Source organism: Sphingomonas sp. DC4900 (assembly GCF_049896485.1).
In the GTDB taxonomy this organism is placed as follows: domain Bacteria; phylum Pseudomonadota; class Alphaproteobacteria; order Sphingomonadales; family Sphingomonadaceae; genus Sphingomonas; species Sphingomonas aquatilis.
On record NZ_JAFCUK010000003.1, the window covers coordinates 1 to 15637 of the forward strand.

The 15637-nt window shown below is 67.2% G+C and carries 15 protein-coding genes and 1 pseudogene; 6 read left to right on the plus strand and 10 right to left on the minus strand.

What is annotated here, in order from left to right:
• Positions 1-112: 112 nt before the first annotated feature.
• The 4 genes and pseudogenes from ACP690_RS04535 to ACP690_RS04550 all read right to left on the minus strand — a co-directional run.
• Positions 113-731 (minus strand): annotated as a pseudogene (locus ACP690_RS04535) (SDR family NAD(P)-dependent oxidoreductase); the annotation flags it as partial.
• A gap of 10 nt (positions 732-741) precedes the next feature.
• Positions 742-2280 (minus strand): GMC family oxidoreductase, encoded by a 1539-nt coding sequence (locus tag ACP690_RS04540; RefSeq protein ID WP_426260517.1) that lies wholly within the window; start codon positions 2278-2280, stop codon positions 742-744.
• On the minus strand, positions 2277-3617 hold the full coding sequence (locus ACP690_RS04545) for an alpha/beta fold hydrolase (RefSeq protein ID WP_426260516.1): 1341 nt from the start codon (positions 3615-3617) through the stop codon (positions 2277-2279). Before ACP690_RS04545 ends, ACP690_RS04540 begins: the two co-directional genes overlap by 4 nt.
• Before the next feature lie 137 nt (positions 3618-3754).
• A complete protein-coding gene (locus ACP690_RS04550; RefSeq protein ID WP_426260515.1) occupies positions 3755-4888 on the minus strand; it encodes a Gfo/Idh/MocA family protein in 1134 nt (377 codons plus the stop codon).
• Positions 4889-5101: 213 nt separating this feature from the next.
• Between ACP690_RS04550 and ACP690_RS04555 the strand changes: the two genes are divergently transcribed.
• Positions 5102-5290: a hypothetical protein gene (locus ACP690_RS04555; RefSeq protein WP_426260514.1), complete on the plus strand. Its 189-nt coding sequence runs from the start codon at positions 5102-5104 to the stop codon at positions 5288-5290.
• A gap of 95 nt (positions 5291-5385) precedes the next feature.
• Here the strand turns inward: ACP690_RS04555 and ACP690_RS04560 are convergent, their stop codons facing one another.
• Together ACP690_RS04560 and ACP690_RS04565 are read right to left on the minus strand one after the other, a co-directional pair.
• Positions 5386-5736 carry a response regulator gene (locus tag ACP690_RS04560; RefSeq protein WP_426260513.1) on the minus strand — a complete coding sequence of 117 codons (351 nt, stop codon included), beginning with the start codon at positions 5734-5736 and terminating at the stop codon, positions 5386-5388.
• 55 nt (positions 5737-5791) lie between these two features.
• Positions 5792-6895 carry a sensor histidine kinase gene (locus tag ACP690_RS04565; RefSeq protein WP_426260512.1) on the minus strand — a complete coding sequence of 368 codons (1104 nt, stop codon included), beginning with the start codon at positions 6893-6895 and terminating at the stop codon, positions 5792-5794.
• Between the two features lie 366 nt (positions 6896-7261).
• Between ACP690_RS04565 and ACP690_RS04570 the strand changes: the two genes are divergently transcribed.
• Positions 7262-7927: a helix-turn-helix domain-containing protein gene (locus tag ACP690_RS04570; protein WP_426260511.1), complete on the plus strand. Its 666-nt coding sequence runs from the start codon at positions 7262-7264 to the stop codon at positions 7925-7927.
• Here ACP690_RS04570 and ACP690_RS04575 read toward each other — a convergent pair.
• Both ACP690_RS04575 and ACP690_RS04580 read right to left on the minus strand, forming a co-directional pair.
• The gene (locus ACP690_RS04575) at positions 7891-8190 is read right to left on the minus strand and encodes a hypothetical protein (RefSeq protein ID WP_147036487.1); all 300 of its coding nucleotides are present in this window, start codon (positions 8188-8190) and stop codon (positions 7891-7893) included. The genes ACP690_RS04570 and ACP690_RS04575 overlap by 37 nt on opposite strands.
• The gene (locus tag ACP690_RS04580; protein ID WP_017978453.1) at positions 8187-8567 is read right to left on the minus strand and encodes a winged helix-turn-helix transcriptional regulator; all 381 of its coding nucleotides are present in this window, start codon (positions 8565-8567) and stop codon (positions 8187-8189) included. Before ACP690_RS04580 ends, ACP690_RS04575 begins: the two co-directional genes overlap by 4 nt.
• Positions 8568-8659: 92 nt before the next feature.
• Between ACP690_RS04580 and ACP690_RS04585 the strand changes: the two genes are divergently transcribed.
• The 4 genes from ACP690_RS04585 to ACP690_RS04600 all read left to right on the plus strand — a co-directional run bounded on the left by ACP690_RS04585 (position 8660) and on the right by ACP690_RS04600 (position 13417).
• On the plus strand, positions 8660-9721 hold the full coding sequence (locus ACP690_RS04585; protein WP_426260510.1) for an SDR family oxidoreductase: 1062 nt from the start codon (positions 8660-8662) through the stop codon (positions 9719-9721).
• Between the two features lie 441 nt (positions 9722-10162).
• The gene (locus ACP690_RS04590) at positions 10163-10312 is read left to right on the plus strand and encodes a hypothetical protein (protein WP_426260509.1); all 150 of its coding nucleotides are present in this window, start codon (positions 10163-10165) and stop codon (positions 10310-10312) included.
• Positions 10313-10356: 44 nt separating this feature from the next.
• Complete coding sequence (locus ACP690_RS04595) at positions 10357-12012, plus strand: NRAMP family divalent metal transporter (protein WP_426260508.1); 1656 nt, start codon at positions 10357-10359, stop codon at positions 12010-12012.
• Positions 12013-12037: 25 nt separating this feature from the next.
• Positions 12038-13417, plus strand: a complete 1380-nt coding sequence (locus tag ACP690_RS04600; protein WP_426260507.1) for a carbohydrate porin — start codon at positions 12038-12040, stop codon at positions 13415-13417.
• Positions 13418-13457: 40 nt separating this feature from the next.
• Here the strand turns inward: ACP690_RS04600 and ACP690_RS04605 are convergent, their stop codons facing one another.
• Positions 13458-15080 (minus strand): M28 family peptidase, encoded by a 1623-nt coding sequence (locus tag ACP690_RS04605; protein WP_426260506.1) that lies wholly within the window; start codon positions 15078-15080, stop codon positions 13458-13460.
• 38 nt (positions 15081-15118) lie between these two features.
• Complete coding sequence (locus ACP690_RS04610) at positions 15119-15592, minus strand: Lrp/AsnC family transcriptional regulator (RefSeq protein WP_241891908.1); 474 nt, start codon at positions 15590-15592, stop codon at positions 15119-15121.
• Positions 15593-15637 lie beyond the last annotated feature (45 nt).

Consider the following 15637-nt stretch of genomic DNA (forward strand, 5'->3'; position numbering starts at 1 on the left):
CATCCCGATCTCGCCGCCTGACACACCGCCAAGCGAACAGCCTAGAACACCAGGATGAGGGGTCCCTTTTCGACGCCGATCACCCCGCTAACGGGGTCCCTTTTCCACGCCGATCCACATTCCTCGGCGCGCTTGCGCATCATCTTGTCGGTCATCGGCGTCGCGATGAAGGCGGGCGACACGGTGTTCACCAGCACGTTGTCGCAGCCATAGGCCTTGGACAGCCCCTTCGCGAGGCTGAGAATCCCGGCCTTGGACGCGCAATAGGCGAGCTCGTCGATATAGGGCTGCACCGCGTCCTCCGATGCGAACAGCACGATGCGGCCCCAACCCTTCGTGCGCATCGCCGGGATCGCCTCACGGCACATGCGCACCGCACCCATCAGGTTGATGTCCAGCGTCTCCAGCCAGCCCGCGTCGTCCACCTCCAGGAAATCCCCGGTCGCACCGGTGACGCCCGCGGCGTTGACGTAGATATCGGGATCGCCGAGTTTTTCGCGCACCTGGCGCCAGATCGCCGTCACCTCGTCCACCTTGGTCACGTCGCCCGTCACCGCTACGATCTCGCCGAGCGGGGACAGCTCGCGCACTGCATCGTCCAGCGTGCCGCCCGGCTTGTCGGTGACCGCGACGCGTACGCCCGCTTCCAGCAGCAGCCGCGCGGTTTCCTTGCCCATCCCCGAATCCGCGCCGCTGATCAGTGCGATCCGTCCTGTGATACCAAGATCCATGGTCTTCTCCTTAACGTCGGTTGGCGAGGAAACGGTCGGCCGTGCGCAGCGACAGCGCCATGATCGTCAGCGCCGGATTGGCGGCGAGCGCGCTCGGGAACACAGAATTGTCGCAGATGAACAGGTTCGCGATATCGAAGCTGCGGCCATCGGGATCGACCACCGCACGGTCTCCGCTGACGCCCATCCGGCACGTGCCGATCGTATGCGCGGAGCGATCCACCGCCAGAATGTCGCGGGCCCCTGCCGCTTCCCAGATCGCGGTCATCGTCGCGCGCGCATGGGCATCGATCGCACGTTCGTTCTCGCCATAGCTGAAATCGATCCGCGCCTTGCGCAGGCCATAAGCATCGGTCTCATCCGACAGCGTCAGACAATTGACGTCGGACGGCAGGCATTCGCCGTTGATGCCGATGCCGCCCAGCCGGTTGTAATCGTCGAGCAGATCGACCAGCGCCTGCCCCCACAGGCCGGCCCCGCGCGCCAGATTGGTCGCCACCGTCACGGGCAGCACGCCCAGGCTCTGCATCAGATACCCACCCGCGGCATCGAGGTCCGCGGGGCGCATCATATCCTCGCTGATCAGCGACGAAGGATAGCCGCGGTTCATCCGCATATCCGCGTCGAACCGACCCCACACCTGCGTCGCGACATGCGCCATGAAATTGCGCCCGACCTGCCCGCTGGAATTGGCGAGGCCGAGGTTCAGCAGCAGCCGCGGCGTTTCCACGCCGCCCGCGCACAGGAACACGGCGTCGCAGCGCTGACGGAGGCGCTGTCCACGGCGATCGTAGACGACCGCCGTCACGCGGCCGCGGCCGTCGCGCTCCAGATCGATCACCCGGCATTCCGCTCGCACTTCGGCACCATGCGCCACGGCGAGCGGCAGCCAGCTCGTATCCGCGCTGGCCTTGGCGGCGACGCGGCAACCCTGGTGGCAGGTGCCGCAATTGATGCACGCTTGCCGGATGCCCCAGTGCGGCTGGGCGCGGTCCTGCGACACGAGCGCAGCCGGCGCATCGGTCGCCACAATGCCCAGCGCCGCACAGCCACGCGCCATCGCGTCGGCGGACGCGTTGCGCAGCACGGGCGGCAATTCATACCGCCGCGCCGGGTCCCAGGGATAAGTCGCCGGGCCGGACACGCCGATGCACCGCTCGACCGCCTCGATATAATGGGTCAGCTCGGCATGCGCGATCGGCCAGTCCTCGCCGTGGCCACTCAGCGATCGCAGCCGAAGGTCCCGCGCATCGGGACGCGGGCAGAAGGCGCCCCAATGCAGCGTCGATCCGCCGACGCCCATGCCGCTGTTGTTGGCGCCGAACGCGGTGGCGTCGGCACCGCCGCTCAGCCGTTCCTCCATCCAGTAGATGTCAGCCGCCAGCTCGTCGGCGACATGCTCGTCCGGACGAAAGGCACGCCCCGCTTCCAGCACGACGACCGAGACGCCCGCCTGTGCCAGCCGGGCCGCCAGCGGCGCTCCGCCGGCTCCGCTGCCGATGACCACGACGTCGACCGGATCATTGCCGGTCCCGAGGGCAGCACTCACGCGCGCGTGCCCTCGAGCTGTTGCCAGGGTTCGATCGTATCCGCGGCGGTGCGGACATAGCCCTGCTTACGCGCGCCATCGCCGCCGATCGCAAATCCGTCGTAACCGATGCGCGCCATCGTTTGAGGCAGCGCCATCCATTGACGTGCGATCTCGCTGCGCGCCTCCGCGAACCACAATTGCATCTGATGGCGTGACAGCGTTCCGCCGGTTTCGGCCGCCTCGCCCGCGACCAAGCTCCGCAAGCAGTGCTCACGCGCCGCGGGGTCGGCATCCGCAAATCCGCCCCCCATCACGTCGAGCGTGTCGAGCGCCGCAGGCCAGCACGTGGCATCCGCGGGCAGCTCCGCACAGCGCCAGCCGTCACCCTGCCCCGCCGCCAGCATTGCATCGATCCGCCGGGCGAGCTCTGCCGGATCGCCCGCCCCCGGCAAGACGGCCTTGATCAACGCCGCCAACGTCGCCGCCTGCCGTTCCGACAGCAGCGTGATCGGGCCCGGCACCGCGTGACGCGCCGTCAAGACCGCGCGCGTGCGGGTACTGACGCGATCGGACGCCAGCAGCGCGATCATCGCCGGCGGCAATGCGTGGGCAAAGGCCGCGGACACGTGGTCCGCAATCGCCTCGGCAACCGCATCGGGCTGTTCATAGGGCAGCAGATGGGCCGCCCCCTCGATCACCCTAATGCGACCGGCGGGATAATGCGGCAGATTAAGGCGGCGCTGCGCATCCTCCCCCAGATCGCCGTCTTCCCCGCCTGCCATGATCAACGCGGGCACCGCAATCTGACCCGCGGCCTCCCGCCAGTCCTCGCGGCTGCCGCGTTCCAGCCAGCCCGTCCAAGCCTTGCGCCCGGAACAGCGGACATCGGCGATGGCCCGTTCGCGGAGTGGTTCGGGCAACCGTGCAGCGGTGTTGTCGTCCACGAATTGCGCAGCCTCGCCCGCATCGATCGCGCCATCGGCAAACCAGTCGAGCATCAGTTTGCGTCGATCCTCGTCCATCGGCTCCGGCGCGGGCGGGGACGCCGCCAGCAGAACCACAGCGGCGAGACCGGTGAAGCGCGCATCGCCATCTCGGGCACGCGCCGCGGCCAAGGTGGCGATCTTGCCGCCCATGCTGTGGCCGACCACCGCCCAGGACTGCGGCTGATGTCGGGCCACTTCGCCGCCGAACCAGTCGATCAGCCCCGCGACATCGCACTCGCTGTCCGCACTGCCACCAAAGCCCGGCAGGTTGAGCGGAATACACTCATAGTGTTCGCCAAGGGCGGCGATGACGCCATCCCATTCGCGCGCGCTCGCACCCAGCGCGTGGAGGAAAAACAAACGGGCCACGCGCGTCGACTTTCATGTAGATCAGCAACTTATATTGAAGTCGCGCGGCAAGCATTCGGTTCCAGAAACAGTCGAAATGATGCTTGCCGATTACCGGTCGCGGCCTCAGGTCCTTGCCTGCGGCCGCGACCGGACGATCATTCGCCGGTCGGCGATGCGGCGTTGACGGGATCGGGCACCGATACCGCCCGCAGCGTCTGCTCCTGCGCGTCCGGATCGATCCGGCGCGTGCGGCCGATATGCGGCACCTTCACAGACTGGCCGGTGTCCAGCGCCTTCACGATCGCCTCGATGATCAGCAGGTCGGCCAACCCCTCCTCGCCGTCCGGCTCCGGGCTCCGATCGTCGAGGATGCAGTCGGAGAAATATCTCAGCTCGCCGCCGAACTGGTCCGTCGCCTTGAACGTCTCGTGGCTTTCCTTGTCCCCGATGCGTCGCCGGTGCGCGAGGCCCTGACCGAAGCCAAAGGCGGGATCCATCTGGATCGATCCCTTCGTGCCCGCGATCGTCAGACTGTCGACCTGGTTCGCATAATAGCTGACCGTGAACTGGGCCAGGCGGCTACCCGGCATGCGCAACGTCACCGCGAAGGTATCGTCCAGATCACCAAAGCCCGATTCCGGGTGGCGCGTCGCGACCGCCGAGATGACCTCCAGCGGCTCCGCCTCGAACAGATAGCGGATCGCGTTGATCGGATAGGGCGCCATGTCGAACAGCGGCCCCGCCTCGATCCCGTTCTTCGCGCGATGATTGGCCGGATCGACCATCTGCGTGAAGCAGGCGGTGAAGGCGATCAGGTCACCCAATTCGCCCGCACGAATGCGTCGAATGGCATCCAGCGTCGCCGGTTCGAAATGCAGGCGATAGGCGGTCATCAGTTTCGCGTTCCCCTTGACCGCCACCGCCATGATCTCGCGCGCCTTGGCCGACGACACGTCGAGCGGCTTTTCGCTGAGGACATGGATACCCGCTTCCAGTGCCGGCACCGCGAATTCGGCATGCCGCCAGTTCGGCGTCGCCAGATAGATGGCATCGATCTCGCCCGATGCCAGCAAGGCCGGAAATTGTTCGTACCCGTACAAATGCTTGACGCCATATCGCTTGCCGAGCTTCGTCAGTTTCTCCGGGTCGCCCGAGACCAGAGCAGTGATCGTCGAATTACCGGTATGCGATACACCCGGCATCAACGCCTCCTGCGCAATGTCGCCCAGGCCAACGATAGCGTAGCGGACCTTGCGGCCACCAAAGCCGAGTGCCGAAGCGATGCTCATGCGAAACTCCTGATCGGGGAAAGTCAGGCGCAACCGCTCCAGCGTGGTATATGGTTCCCCCGACCGGACAGTGCGCCCCGGCCAGCGGACGGCCGCACTCGCCGCCCCCACTAGGTCTGGATCCCTCCCCTAAAGGCTCGTTTTGTCCGTTTGGTGGTTTGGTGGCGCAGTCGAATCGCAGGACACATCGAACGCATGAAGACAGGGAAACCCATGTATGCCGTTCTTGGAGCGGTAGCGGCGGTCGTGCTGGCTGCCCTGGTCGTAATCGGCTTCCTCGGCGATCGGATGCCGGAACGGTCAGACGGGAAGACTGCCCTCGGCAAACCGCTGTCCGAGCAACAGCAGATGGCACGACGTCGCGCCACGATTACAGCGGTGGGTGCCGTCACCGCGATGTGAAGGAGCCGCGCTTCACCATCATCTGACGCATTGGGCATTGACCGACGCGGCAACGTCCTCCAGTTCAATCCAAGCGTTGTAGAACTGCAAAAAACTCAAGCAGCTGAGCGGTTTACCAGCCGCCTCATAGCGTCGACGATTTCGTCGCGGTTTATGGGTTTGGGATAGAATTCGGTTCTTTCGGGGAGGAGGACGCTGTCTCGCGTGAAATAGGCGGCGGTGAGGATGATTTCGATCGGTGGCCAGCGCTTACGGATCGCCGCCGCGATCTCGATGCCCTTGCGGCTGCGCGGCATGTCGAGGTCCATATACACCAGACGGATGTCCAGCCGCTCTTCCAGCAGCCGGATCGCATCGGCGCTGCTCATCGCCTCGACGGCTTCGAACCCCGCCTTCTCGACCATGCCGATCGCGTCCATCCGCAGGATCGGTTCGTCTTCGACCACAAGGACGGGCCAACGGGTAAGGGGTTCGGACTGTCCCATGTCGTGTGCTGACGCGCTACGCCTCTTGAACCTGATAGAGCGGGGCCGTCGCAGTGACCGTCAGGCCCTGCGCCTCGTACCGGAGTTCAACGCCGCCGGAGCCGGTTAGACCCATGCGGATCAGCCGCGATCCGAATCCCTTGCGCGTCGGCTGCGTCGCCGGCGGCCCGCCCCGCTCCGTCCAGCACAGGTCAAGAATGTCCGTGTCGCCCTCACGCCGCACCACCCAATCCACCGCCACCCGGCCCGCCGGCGCCGTCAGCGCGCCATATTTGGCGGCGTTCGTCGCCAGTTCGTGCAGCATCAGCGACAGCGACAGCGTCGCCCTGGGCCCGATGATCACGTCGGGGCCGGACAGCACGAACCGATCCTCGCCAAAGGTCGCCAGCGCGCCGATCGCGACGTCGCCCAATTTGGCCGTGGACCATTGGTCGCGCGTCAGCACGTCGTTTGCCGCCGCCAGCGCGGACAGCCGCTTGCCGAAGGCGGTGACGGCCTCCTGATCCTCGACCTTGTCGAGCGTCTGATGCGCGATCGCCTGCACGACGCTCATCGTATTCTTGATCCGATGCGCCAGTTCCTCGTTGAGCAGCATCTGCTGCTCCGTGGCCGCGTCACGGTCCCGCCGGGCCACGACTTCCGAGGTGGTTTCAGTGACGACGAGGAAGATGCCCGCAACCCGGCCATCCGCATCCCAAAGCGGGCTGTGCGAGTGCGTGAAGAAGGCTTCCTTCGAAACGCCGTCGCGGTCCGGCGTGTAGCGGCCGTTTTCGATGAACACCGTTTCGCCCGCCAGCACGCGATCGAAGATCGGGGTCAGCTGGTCCCACATCTCCGACCACCATGCGCGCGCCGGCTGCCCCAGCATCCCAGGGTGCTTGCGGCCGAGGCTGCGCGCATAGGCATCGTTGTAGAAGGTGAACAGCTCCGCCCCCCAATGCACCATCATCGGGAAGGCGGAGGACAACACGATCTGTACGGCGGTCTTCAAGGGGGCCGGCCAGCCGAGCGGATCGCCGAGCGGATGCGCGATCCAGTCGATCGCCCGCAACGTCGCCGCGCAATCGCCCCCCGATGCCGGGAACGGTAAGCGGGGATCGTGGACGGCAGCGATGGTCACGGACCGGGTCTAGCCATCCCGCGGCCCTTTGGCAGCGTCTTTTTTTTGGAAACCCACGCATGACGGGGCCAGCAACATCCGGCGGCACCCACCCGAATGTAATCTCTCCGCTTCGGCTCCAATAGCGGCGTATCGGCGCCAAGCATCGACTACATCGCGCCATGAGCGGAAGGCAGGGGGCGGTTGCAGGATAGCAATCGCCCATCCCATCGCGGCTCTCCGCCAATATACATCCAGTTCAGACTATATTTCATTACATGACGAAGAGGTTTTGCCGTTTGCTTGCAATTGTCGATCAGCCCATAACCGACTTGCGGGTTAATTCGAGTGATGTATACTGCCGATACGGGTCTAACGGTGAGACAAATGCCAGCTGCACATTGCGTGTCTTCACTGGAGGGGATCATCCTTCAGGCCGACCAGGCCTTTCTTGATCTGCTCAAGCGCGGGGAGAGCGATGTCATCGGCGCCTCGTTTCGCGACATTACCGACCCGCGCGATTTGCAGCGCAGCGTCGATATGCTTGCGATGCTGGAGGACGGCGCCGCGCCGCTCCGGTTTCAGAAGCGCTATCTGCGCCCGGATGGCACGTCGATCGCGGCCAATCTGCTCGTCACGCGCTTCTCCGACCCCGATCGCCTGATCGCCACCTTGTTCTGGCGGGATAACGGGCGGCAATTGCCGCCGGCCCGGCTATGGGCTACCGCCCTCAGCATCCGCCATGTCCATGAGACGCGCGTCAGGCTGTTCGGACCCGATCTGAGCACGGACCCGATCGGATCGATCCTGATAGGCGTCTATCTGCCGGAAGCGGAAGGGCGCAGCATCGGCATCAGCCAGATCGCCGCCTATGCCGGCATCGCCCGCTCGACCACGCAGCGCTGGGTCGCGGTGCTGCAGCAACGCGGCATCATCGAACGGGACGGAGACCCGACGATCGACCTGTTATTGACCCAATCGGGGTTGCAGCGGGTCGAAGCGATGCTCGCGACCGTTTACGATGCGCCCGACGCTGCGGTGATGGTGGCCTGAACCATCTGCATCACGTGATCGAGCTGCGCCGCCGCAGCGGTTTGCCCCTCCGCATCCAAAATGGTCATCGCGGCCTCGAGGTGATCGAACGCCTTTTGCATGCTGCATTTGTCCACGGTACACCTCAATCCTAAACACCCGTGGTCGGGTACGTTTTCGCAAGTGTACGGGACATGACCGGGCGACACCACTGTCTTCGTGCGCGACTCGTCGCGTTCGCGCCGACCGTTCCCTCCCTGAAAGCCGGTCGTCGGATCGGTCACGCCCGGCGCGACGTCGCACGGGGATGCAGCGCGTCCAGCGCGTCCGCATTGTCCCGCCCCCAGGCGTAGAGCAGTTCGACGGGCTCCACGAAGCGCCGGCCCAAGTCGGTCAGGCGATATTCGACGGCGGGTGGTATGGCGCTCTGCACGTGCCGGCTCAGCAATCCGCTCGCCTCCAGATCGCGCAGCGTCTGGGTCAGCATCTTCTTCGATATGCCCGGCAGGCTTCGGTGCAGCACACCGGTGCGCGCGGCGCCGCCATGACGGGCCGACAGCGTGTGGAGCACCATGCTGGTCCACTTGGTCGCAAACAACTCCAGCACGCGGCGCGGCGCGCAATCCTCGCGCCATTCCTCATCGGGCGTTCCCGGCTGCATGGTGGTTACCTCCTGGTGCCTGGGTACGCGAATGGTGCCGTCTAGAAGCCCGTCGGGGCCGTGCCTAGCTTCCGCCTATCAAGGAGATAGCTATGGCGAAGACGGCATTGGTGGTTGGCGCGAGCGGGATCGTCGGCAGCGCGACGGCGGCATTGTTGGTCGAGCAGGGCTGGACGGTCCATGGCCTCGCCCGTCGTCCGTCCCGCCAGCCGGGCGTACAGCCGGTCGCCGCAGACCTGCTGGACGCGCGCGCCACGACCGCGGCGCTGCGCGGCATCGCCCCCGACGCCGTCTTCATCACGACGTGGCTGCGGCAGGACAGCGAGGCCGAGAACATCCGCGTCAACGCGGCCATGGTGCGCAATCTTCTCGACGGCCTCGCCAAGCCGACGGGCCCCCGCCATGTCGCGCTGGTCACCGGCCTGAAACATTATCTCGGGCCGTTCGAGGCCTATGGACAGGGCACGCTGCCGCAAACGCCGTTCCGCGAGGAGCAGGGACGGCTCGACGTCGAGAATTTCTACTACGCACAGGAGGACGAGGTGTTCGCCGCCGCCGCGCGCGACGGCTTCACCTGGAGCGTCCATCGCCCGCATACCGTGATCGGTCTCGCCGTCGGCAATGCTATGAACATGGGCACGACGCTCGCGGTCTATGCGACGCTGTGCCGCGAGACGGGGCGGCCGTTCACGTTTCCCGGATCGGCGGCGCAGTGGTCGGGCCTGACCGACATGACAGATGCGCGGCAGCTCGCCGGCCACCTCATTTGGGCGGCGGACACCGATGCGGCGCACGACGAGGCGTTCAACGTCGTCAACGGCGACGTCTTTCGCTGGCAGTGGATGTGGCACCGCATCGCCGACTGGTTCGGCATCGCGGCGGCGCCGTTCGATGGCATCGTGCGGCCGCTGGAACAACAGATGGCGGACGATGCCGCGCTGTGGCGTGCAATCGCGACGCGCGAGGGGCTGGCCGAGCCGGACCTCAACCGTCTCGCATCCCCCTGGCACACCGATGCCGACCTCGGCCGGCCGATCGAGGTGGTCACCGACATGAGCAAAAGCCGCCGGCTGGGGTTCACCGGATATCAGCCGACCGACGATGCCTTCTTCGCCTTGTTCGAACGCCTGCGCGCCGACCGGCTGATCCCGTAAAGCTGGATCGGCGCACGAGCCGGACACGCGACGATTCCCGGGTCGTCGCGACATCTCTGTCGCATGCCGTCCGTCACCGGATCGGCGGAGCGGCATCCCATATCGCCCCGCCTCTCCCGCCCGCCTCTCCCGCCTCGCCACCCCGCCCCGCCCCTGCGTCGCGACGGGGCGAAAGAGGGGTTGATCCTATGCCCCGGAGGCGTATCTGGCGCCATCGGTCGCGGCGGTCGCGACTCGATTCCACGGCGCGCGTCGGCGCGCCGAAGAAGGACAGCAATGAAACCTCGATCTACCCCCATGTCCAGCGAGGGCGACAGTAGGAGCTTTGCTCCGCTGATCGGCATCGCCGGACGTGACCCGGTCGCGGAGTTCGTGCCTACCGCCTGACGCGGTGCCGCGATCTCCTGGACCGGACAGCCACCGGAACCAAGGAGGTCGCCCATGACCATCTATCTCGCGCGTGTCGAACGGCACGTGGACACCACCCGCGTCGAAGCCTTCAGCCGACGCACCCGCCTCGCCGCGTCCCGCCCCCTGCACGCGACGGAAGATGACCCGCGCCGACGCGTGGCGGCGTTCCGCGCCGCCTGATCTGCCGCACCCCTGAAAGATTACCCGCACGCGGAGTTCGTGCCATGACCTTGCATGCCTTGGCCCTGACCGGCCCCGGCGGTGCGCGCCCGCCGGGCGCCACCGCTCATCTCGACAGCGCCCATACGGGCGACATCATCGGTGCGTTCGGCACCATCGCCGAAACCGACACCGGCGCGCGCCGTGGCTGGCGGCGCCGTCTGCTGACGCTGGCCGCGATCGTCGGCCCCGGCCTGATCGTCATGGTTGGCGACAATGATGCCGGCGCGTTCGGCACCTATACCGAAGCCGGCCAGAATTACGGCACCAGCCTTTTGTGGACGTTGCTGCTGCTCGTCCCCGTCATCTATGTGAACCAGGAAATGGTGCTGCGCCTCGGCGCGGTGACCGGGGTCGGCCATGCCCGGCTGATCTTCCAGCGCTTCGGCCGGTTCTGGGGGGCGTTCAGCGTCATCGACCTGTTCCTGCTCAATGCTTTGACGATCGTCACCGAATTCATCGGCATCGCGCTGGGCCTCGACTATCTCGGCGTGCCGCGGCTTGCCGGCGTGGCGATCGCGTCGATCCTGATCGTCGCCGCCGCCAGCACGGGCAGCTTCCGCCGGTTCGAACGCTTCATGATGGTGCTGGTGTTCGGATCGCTGTTGCTCGTCCCGATCGCCGTCGCGATCCACCCGCCGGTCGGGCAGATCGCGCGCGACATGGTGAAGCCGCACATGCCCGCGGGCGGGCAGCTTGCCGACGTCATGCTCCTGATCATCGCGATCGTCGGCACCACCGTCGCGCCCTGGCAGCTGTTCTTCCAGCAAAGCTATCTGATCGACAAGCGGATCGGACCGCGCTTCATGGCCTATAGCCGGATCGATCTGTGGGTTGGCATCGCCGTGGTGATCGTCGGCGCGGTCGCGATGATGGCGTTCACCGCCGCCGCGTTCGCCGGCACCGCGGGCGTGGGCCACTTCACCGATGCCGGCGCAATCGCCCACGGGATCGAGGCGCATGCCGGTCGGCTGATGGGCATCCTGTTCGCCATCGCGCTGATCGATGCCTCGATCATCGGCGCGGCGGCGGTGTCGCTCAGCACAGCCTATGCCATCGGCGACACGTTCGGCATCCGGCATTCGCTGCACCGCTCGCCGAAGGACTCGATCCCCTTCTACCTCGTCTTCGCCGGGTTGATCGGGGTTGCGGCGGCGCTGGTGCTGATCCCGGGCACACCGCTGGGTCTGCTTACCAATGCGGTGCAATCGCTCGCGGGCGTCCTGCTGCCCAGCGCGACCGTGTTCCTGCTGCTGCTGTGCAACGACACGGCGGTGCTGGGGCCATGGCGCAACGGGCGCTGGCTGAACCTGTTCACCGGCGCGGTGATCGCCGTGCTCGTCCTGCTGTCGGTCATCCTGACCGCCTCGGTGCTGTTCCCGACGATCGGCGCGGCGGCGATGCTGTGGATTTTGGGCGGGGGATCGGCGCTGGCGCTGATCGGCTGGGTCGGCCTGCGCCTGCTGACCGGCGGGACGGCGGAGGCGATCGACCGTCGCGGCCGCGCGGACTGGCGAATGCCGCCGCTCGATACCCTCGCGCCCGCCAAGCTGGCGCGCGGCGAGAAGGCCTGGCTCGGCATCCTGCGGCTCTATCTCGTCGTCGCCGGCGGCTTCGTGCTGGTGCGCATCATCCACCTCGCGCTGACACATCAGCTGTAACCGGCACCGTCCAAGGGGACTTATCATGACCCGGCTTTTCCCACTGGCGAGCGCCTGCGCGCTCGCCGGCCTCATCCCGCACGCGCCCGCTGCAGCGCAGACCGTCCAGGATCGCGCGCCGGCCGTCACCGCGCCCGCCACGCCGATCGCGCCCGACGCCATGCCGGACGATCAGCGATACGCGGTCCACGGCCAGGCGACCGTCGTCCTGCAAGCCACGCCCGGCTTCGCCTCGCCCTATGCGGGCGCCAACAGCCTGACGCCGCGTCAGGCGAAGGAAACCGTCGACGTCACGCTCTATGCCGGCGTGCGGCCCTGGGCGGGCGGCGAGCTGTGGGTGAACCCCGAGATCGATCAGGGCTTCGGCCTGTCCAACACCTTGGGCGTCGCCGGCTTCCCCAGCGCGGAAGCCTATAAGGTCGGCCGCTCCGCGCCCTACACGCGCCTGCAACGGCTGTTCCTGCGCCAGACCATCGACCTGGGCGGCGCGCGCGAGGCGGTGGCGGGCGTCGCCAACCAGCTCGCCGGATCGCGCACCGCCGATCGTCTGGTGCTGACCATCGGCAAGTTCGGCGTCGGCGACGTGTTCGACACCAACAGCTACGCCCACGATCCGCGTGCCGACTTCCTCAACTGGTCGGCGGTCGACACGGGCAGCTTCGATTATGCCGCCGACGCCTGGGGCTATAGCACCGGCATCGCCGCCGAATGGTATCGGGCCGCCTGGACGCTGCGCCTGGGCGCGTTCAACCTGTCGAAGGTCCCCAACGGCGAGACGCTCGAGACGGGCTTCGGCCAATATCAACTCGATGCCGAGGTGGAGAATCGCCACCAGCTGGCCGGCCGCCCCGGCGCGGTGCGCATCACGCTCTTTCGCAACCGCGGCCGGTTCGGGCGCTTCGACGACGCGCTGGCGCTGGCGAACCGAACCGGCGACGCCGCCGATACCGGCCTGGTGCGCAGCCGCCGCACGCGGGCGGGCATCGGCGTCAACGTCGAACAGGCGGCCACCGACACGCTCGGCCTCTTCGCCCGCGCCGGCATCGCGGACGGGCAGGTCGAGCCCTATGACTTCACCGACATCGACCGGACGGCGCAGGCCGGGCTGTCGCTGCGCGGGGCCGGTTGGGGACGGGGCGGCGATACGCTGGGGGCGGCCGTCATCGTCAACGCGATCAGCCGCGCGCATCAACGCTATCTCGATGCCGGGGGCCTGGGTGTCCTCGTCGGGGACGGCCGCCTGCCGAACCCCGGTGCCGAACGGATCGGCGAGGCCTATTACAAAGTCGCCGCTGCACGGGGGGTCGAGCTGACCGTCGATTATCAGTTTATCGCCAATCCCGGCTACAATCGGGATCGCGGGCCGGCCAACGTGTTCGCGTTCCGGGCCCACGGCGCCTTCTGACCAGGGACGCCGGCCGGAGCCGGATAGCGATGGCGGCGCGTCAGCCGCGCGCCGCGTCGCTCTTCGCGCGTTCGGCAGCGAACGGTTCGGAGGCGTTCCACGTCGGCCATGTCGCGCCGGCCGCGATCTCGCGGCCCAGCGCATAGGCGACGCTGCCCTCCTGCGCCGCGCCGGTCATGTCCCAGCCCGGTTTGAACGCGTCGCAGGTCTGGTGATAGCATTCGGCATTGTAGCGCGCCCGTTCCCGCTCGCCCGCAGCGGCACCCCCGCGCACCAGATCGCGCCCCGCACGGAAATAGACGCCCGGCACGCCCTTTTGCGCGAAGGCATAATGGTCGGAGCGGTAATACCAGCCCGCCTCGGTATTCTCCTCCGGCACGATCCGCAGCCCCTGCGCGGCGGCGACGCGGGCGAGGTCCTGCTCCAGCGGCGTACGGCCGACGCCGATCAGCTCCAGATCGCGCGTCCGCCCCAGCACGACATGCGGGTCGAGATTGAACTGCGCCGCCGTGGTCGCCAGCGGCAGCGCGGGGTGGTCGGCATACCAAGTCGCGCCGAGCAGGCCCTTTTCCTCCGCGGTCCACAGCGCGAATACGACCGAGCGGCGCAGGCGCGGCGCGGCCGCGAAGGCGCGCGCGATCTCCAGCAGGGTCGCGGTGCCCGTGCCATTGTCCACCGCACCGTTGCGGATACGGTCGGCGGGCGGATCGAACGCATTCTCGCCATAGGCATCCCAATGCGCGCCATACAGGATGCTGCCCGCAGCGGAATCGGTGCCCGGCAGGATGCCGACGATATTGTGGCTGACCGCCCGGTCGAGGCTGGTGCGGACATCGGCCGACAGGGCCACGCCCTGCAACGCGATGCCGCGAAAGTCCGCCCGCTGCGCCGCGCGCTTGGCGGCAGCGTAATCGAGGCCGCCCTGCCGCAGCAGCGCAACGCCGATGTCGTTGCGCAACGTGCCGCGAATGCCGAAGGCCGGCGGAACGCTGCCCGTATCCAGCGCATAGCCGGGCACCGCATCGCTGTTGGCGAGCTGCAGCCAAGGGTAGCTCGACGGGAAGGTATCGTGGATCTGGAAGAAGGCGGCGGCGCCATGCTTCTGCGCCTCGGCCAATTTGGTGCGCGCCGCGGGGCTGGAAGCGCGCCCGCCGAAGCCCAGATCGCGCCCCGCCTCGACATCGGGATCGCCGGCGAGCGCGACCACCACCTTGCCGCGCACGTCGACGCCGCGATACGGATCATAGCCGAGCCGCGGTTCGACCACGCCATAGCCGACGAAGACGACGCCCGCATGATCGAGCGTCGTCGTCCCGACGATCCGCGACGATGCCGCGATCTCGACGCCCGGCCGCAGCGCCTGGGTCTTGCCGCCCAGCGACAGGTCGAACCGCGCGGTTTCGCGCGTCCAGCGCAGCAGCGGGACGGTCTGGCGATATCCCGCATCCCCCGCCGGTCGCAGCCCGAGCGCCGCAAACCGTTTTTCGAGGAAGGCGAGCGTGATCACCTCGCCTGGCTGGGTCGGCCCGCGCCCGTGAAAATCGTCCGCGCTCAGCGTCTTCACATCGGCCTTGATCCGCGCGGGCGACAGGATGGGTGCGCGGGGATCGGCCGACGCCGTCGTGGCGGCGGTCAGCAACAGAAGGTGGAGCCAGCGGGTCATGCCGGCAGCGTGACCCAACCGATCGCGACGCGCAAGCGCTACACGCCCGCGTCGCGGATCGTTTCCATCGCGACGAAGGTGGAGGTGTTGGCGACATGCGGCAGCGCCGAGATACGCTCGCCCAGCACCTCGCGATAGCGGCGAATGTCGGGGGTGCGGACCTTCAGCAGATAATCGAAGCTGCTCGCGATCATATGGCATTCCTCCACCTCCGGAATGCGGAGCACGGCACGGCGGAACGCATCGAGCGCGGCTTCGCGCGTGTCGGACAGCTTCACCTCGGTGAAGGCGATGTGATCGAGGCCCAGGCGCACGGGATCGATGACCGCGCGGAAGCCGAGGATATAGCCCTGATCGATCAAGCGACGCAGACGCACCTGGCACGGCGTCTTCGACAGGCCGACCCGGCGGGCAAGCTCGGTGACGGACAGGCGCCCGTCGTCGCGCAATGCCTCGATGATGCGCCGGTCGAACGCGTCGATCGGCGCGTTCTGGGATGGTTTGCCGTCCATTTGGGCTGTGATACTCGCAAAATTCAGGTCGTTCGGCGCGATCCT

Coding starts and splice junctions, on each gene's coding strand:
- ACP690_RS04580 (WP_017978453.1), bottom strand. CDS start 8,567: ATGCAGCCGGGAACGCCCGATGAGGAATGGCGCGAGGATTGCGCGCCG.
- ACP690_RS04570 (WP_426260511.1), top strand. CDS start 7,262: ATGCCAGCTGCACATTGCGTGTCTTCACTGGAGGGGATCATCCTTCAG.
- ACP690_RS04600 (WP_426260507.1), top strand. CDS start 12,038: ATGACCCGGCTTTTCCCACTGGCGAGCGCCTGCGCGCTCGCCGGCCTC.
- ACP690_RS04590 (WP_426260509.1), top strand. CDS start 10,163: ATGACCATCTATCTCGCGCGTGTCGAACGGCACGTGGACACCACCCGC.
- ACP690_RS04550 (WP_426260515.1), bottom strand. CDS start 4,888: ATGAGCATCGCTTCGGCACTCGGCTTTGGTGGCCGCAAGGTCCGCTAC.
- ACP690_RS04595 (WP_426260508.1), top strand. CDS start 10,357: ATGACCTTGCATGCCTTGGCCCTGACCGGCCCCGGCGGTGCGCGCCCG.
- ACP690_RS04605 (WP_426260506.1), bottom strand. CDS start 15,080: ATGACCCGCTGGCTCCACCTTCTGTTGCTGACCGCCGCCACGACGGCG.
- ACP690_RS04555 (WP_426260514.1), top strand. CDS start 5,102: ATGTATGCCGTTCTTGGAGCGGTAGCGGCGGTCGTGCTGGCTGCCCTG.
- ACP690_RS04585 (WP_426260510.1), top strand. CDS start 8,660: ATGGCGAAGACGGCATTGGTGGTTGGCGCGAGCGGGATCGTCGGCAGC.
- ACP690_RS04610 (WP_241891908.1), bottom strand. CDS start 15,592: ATGGACGGCAAACCATCCCAGAACGCGCCGATCGACGCGTTCGACCGG.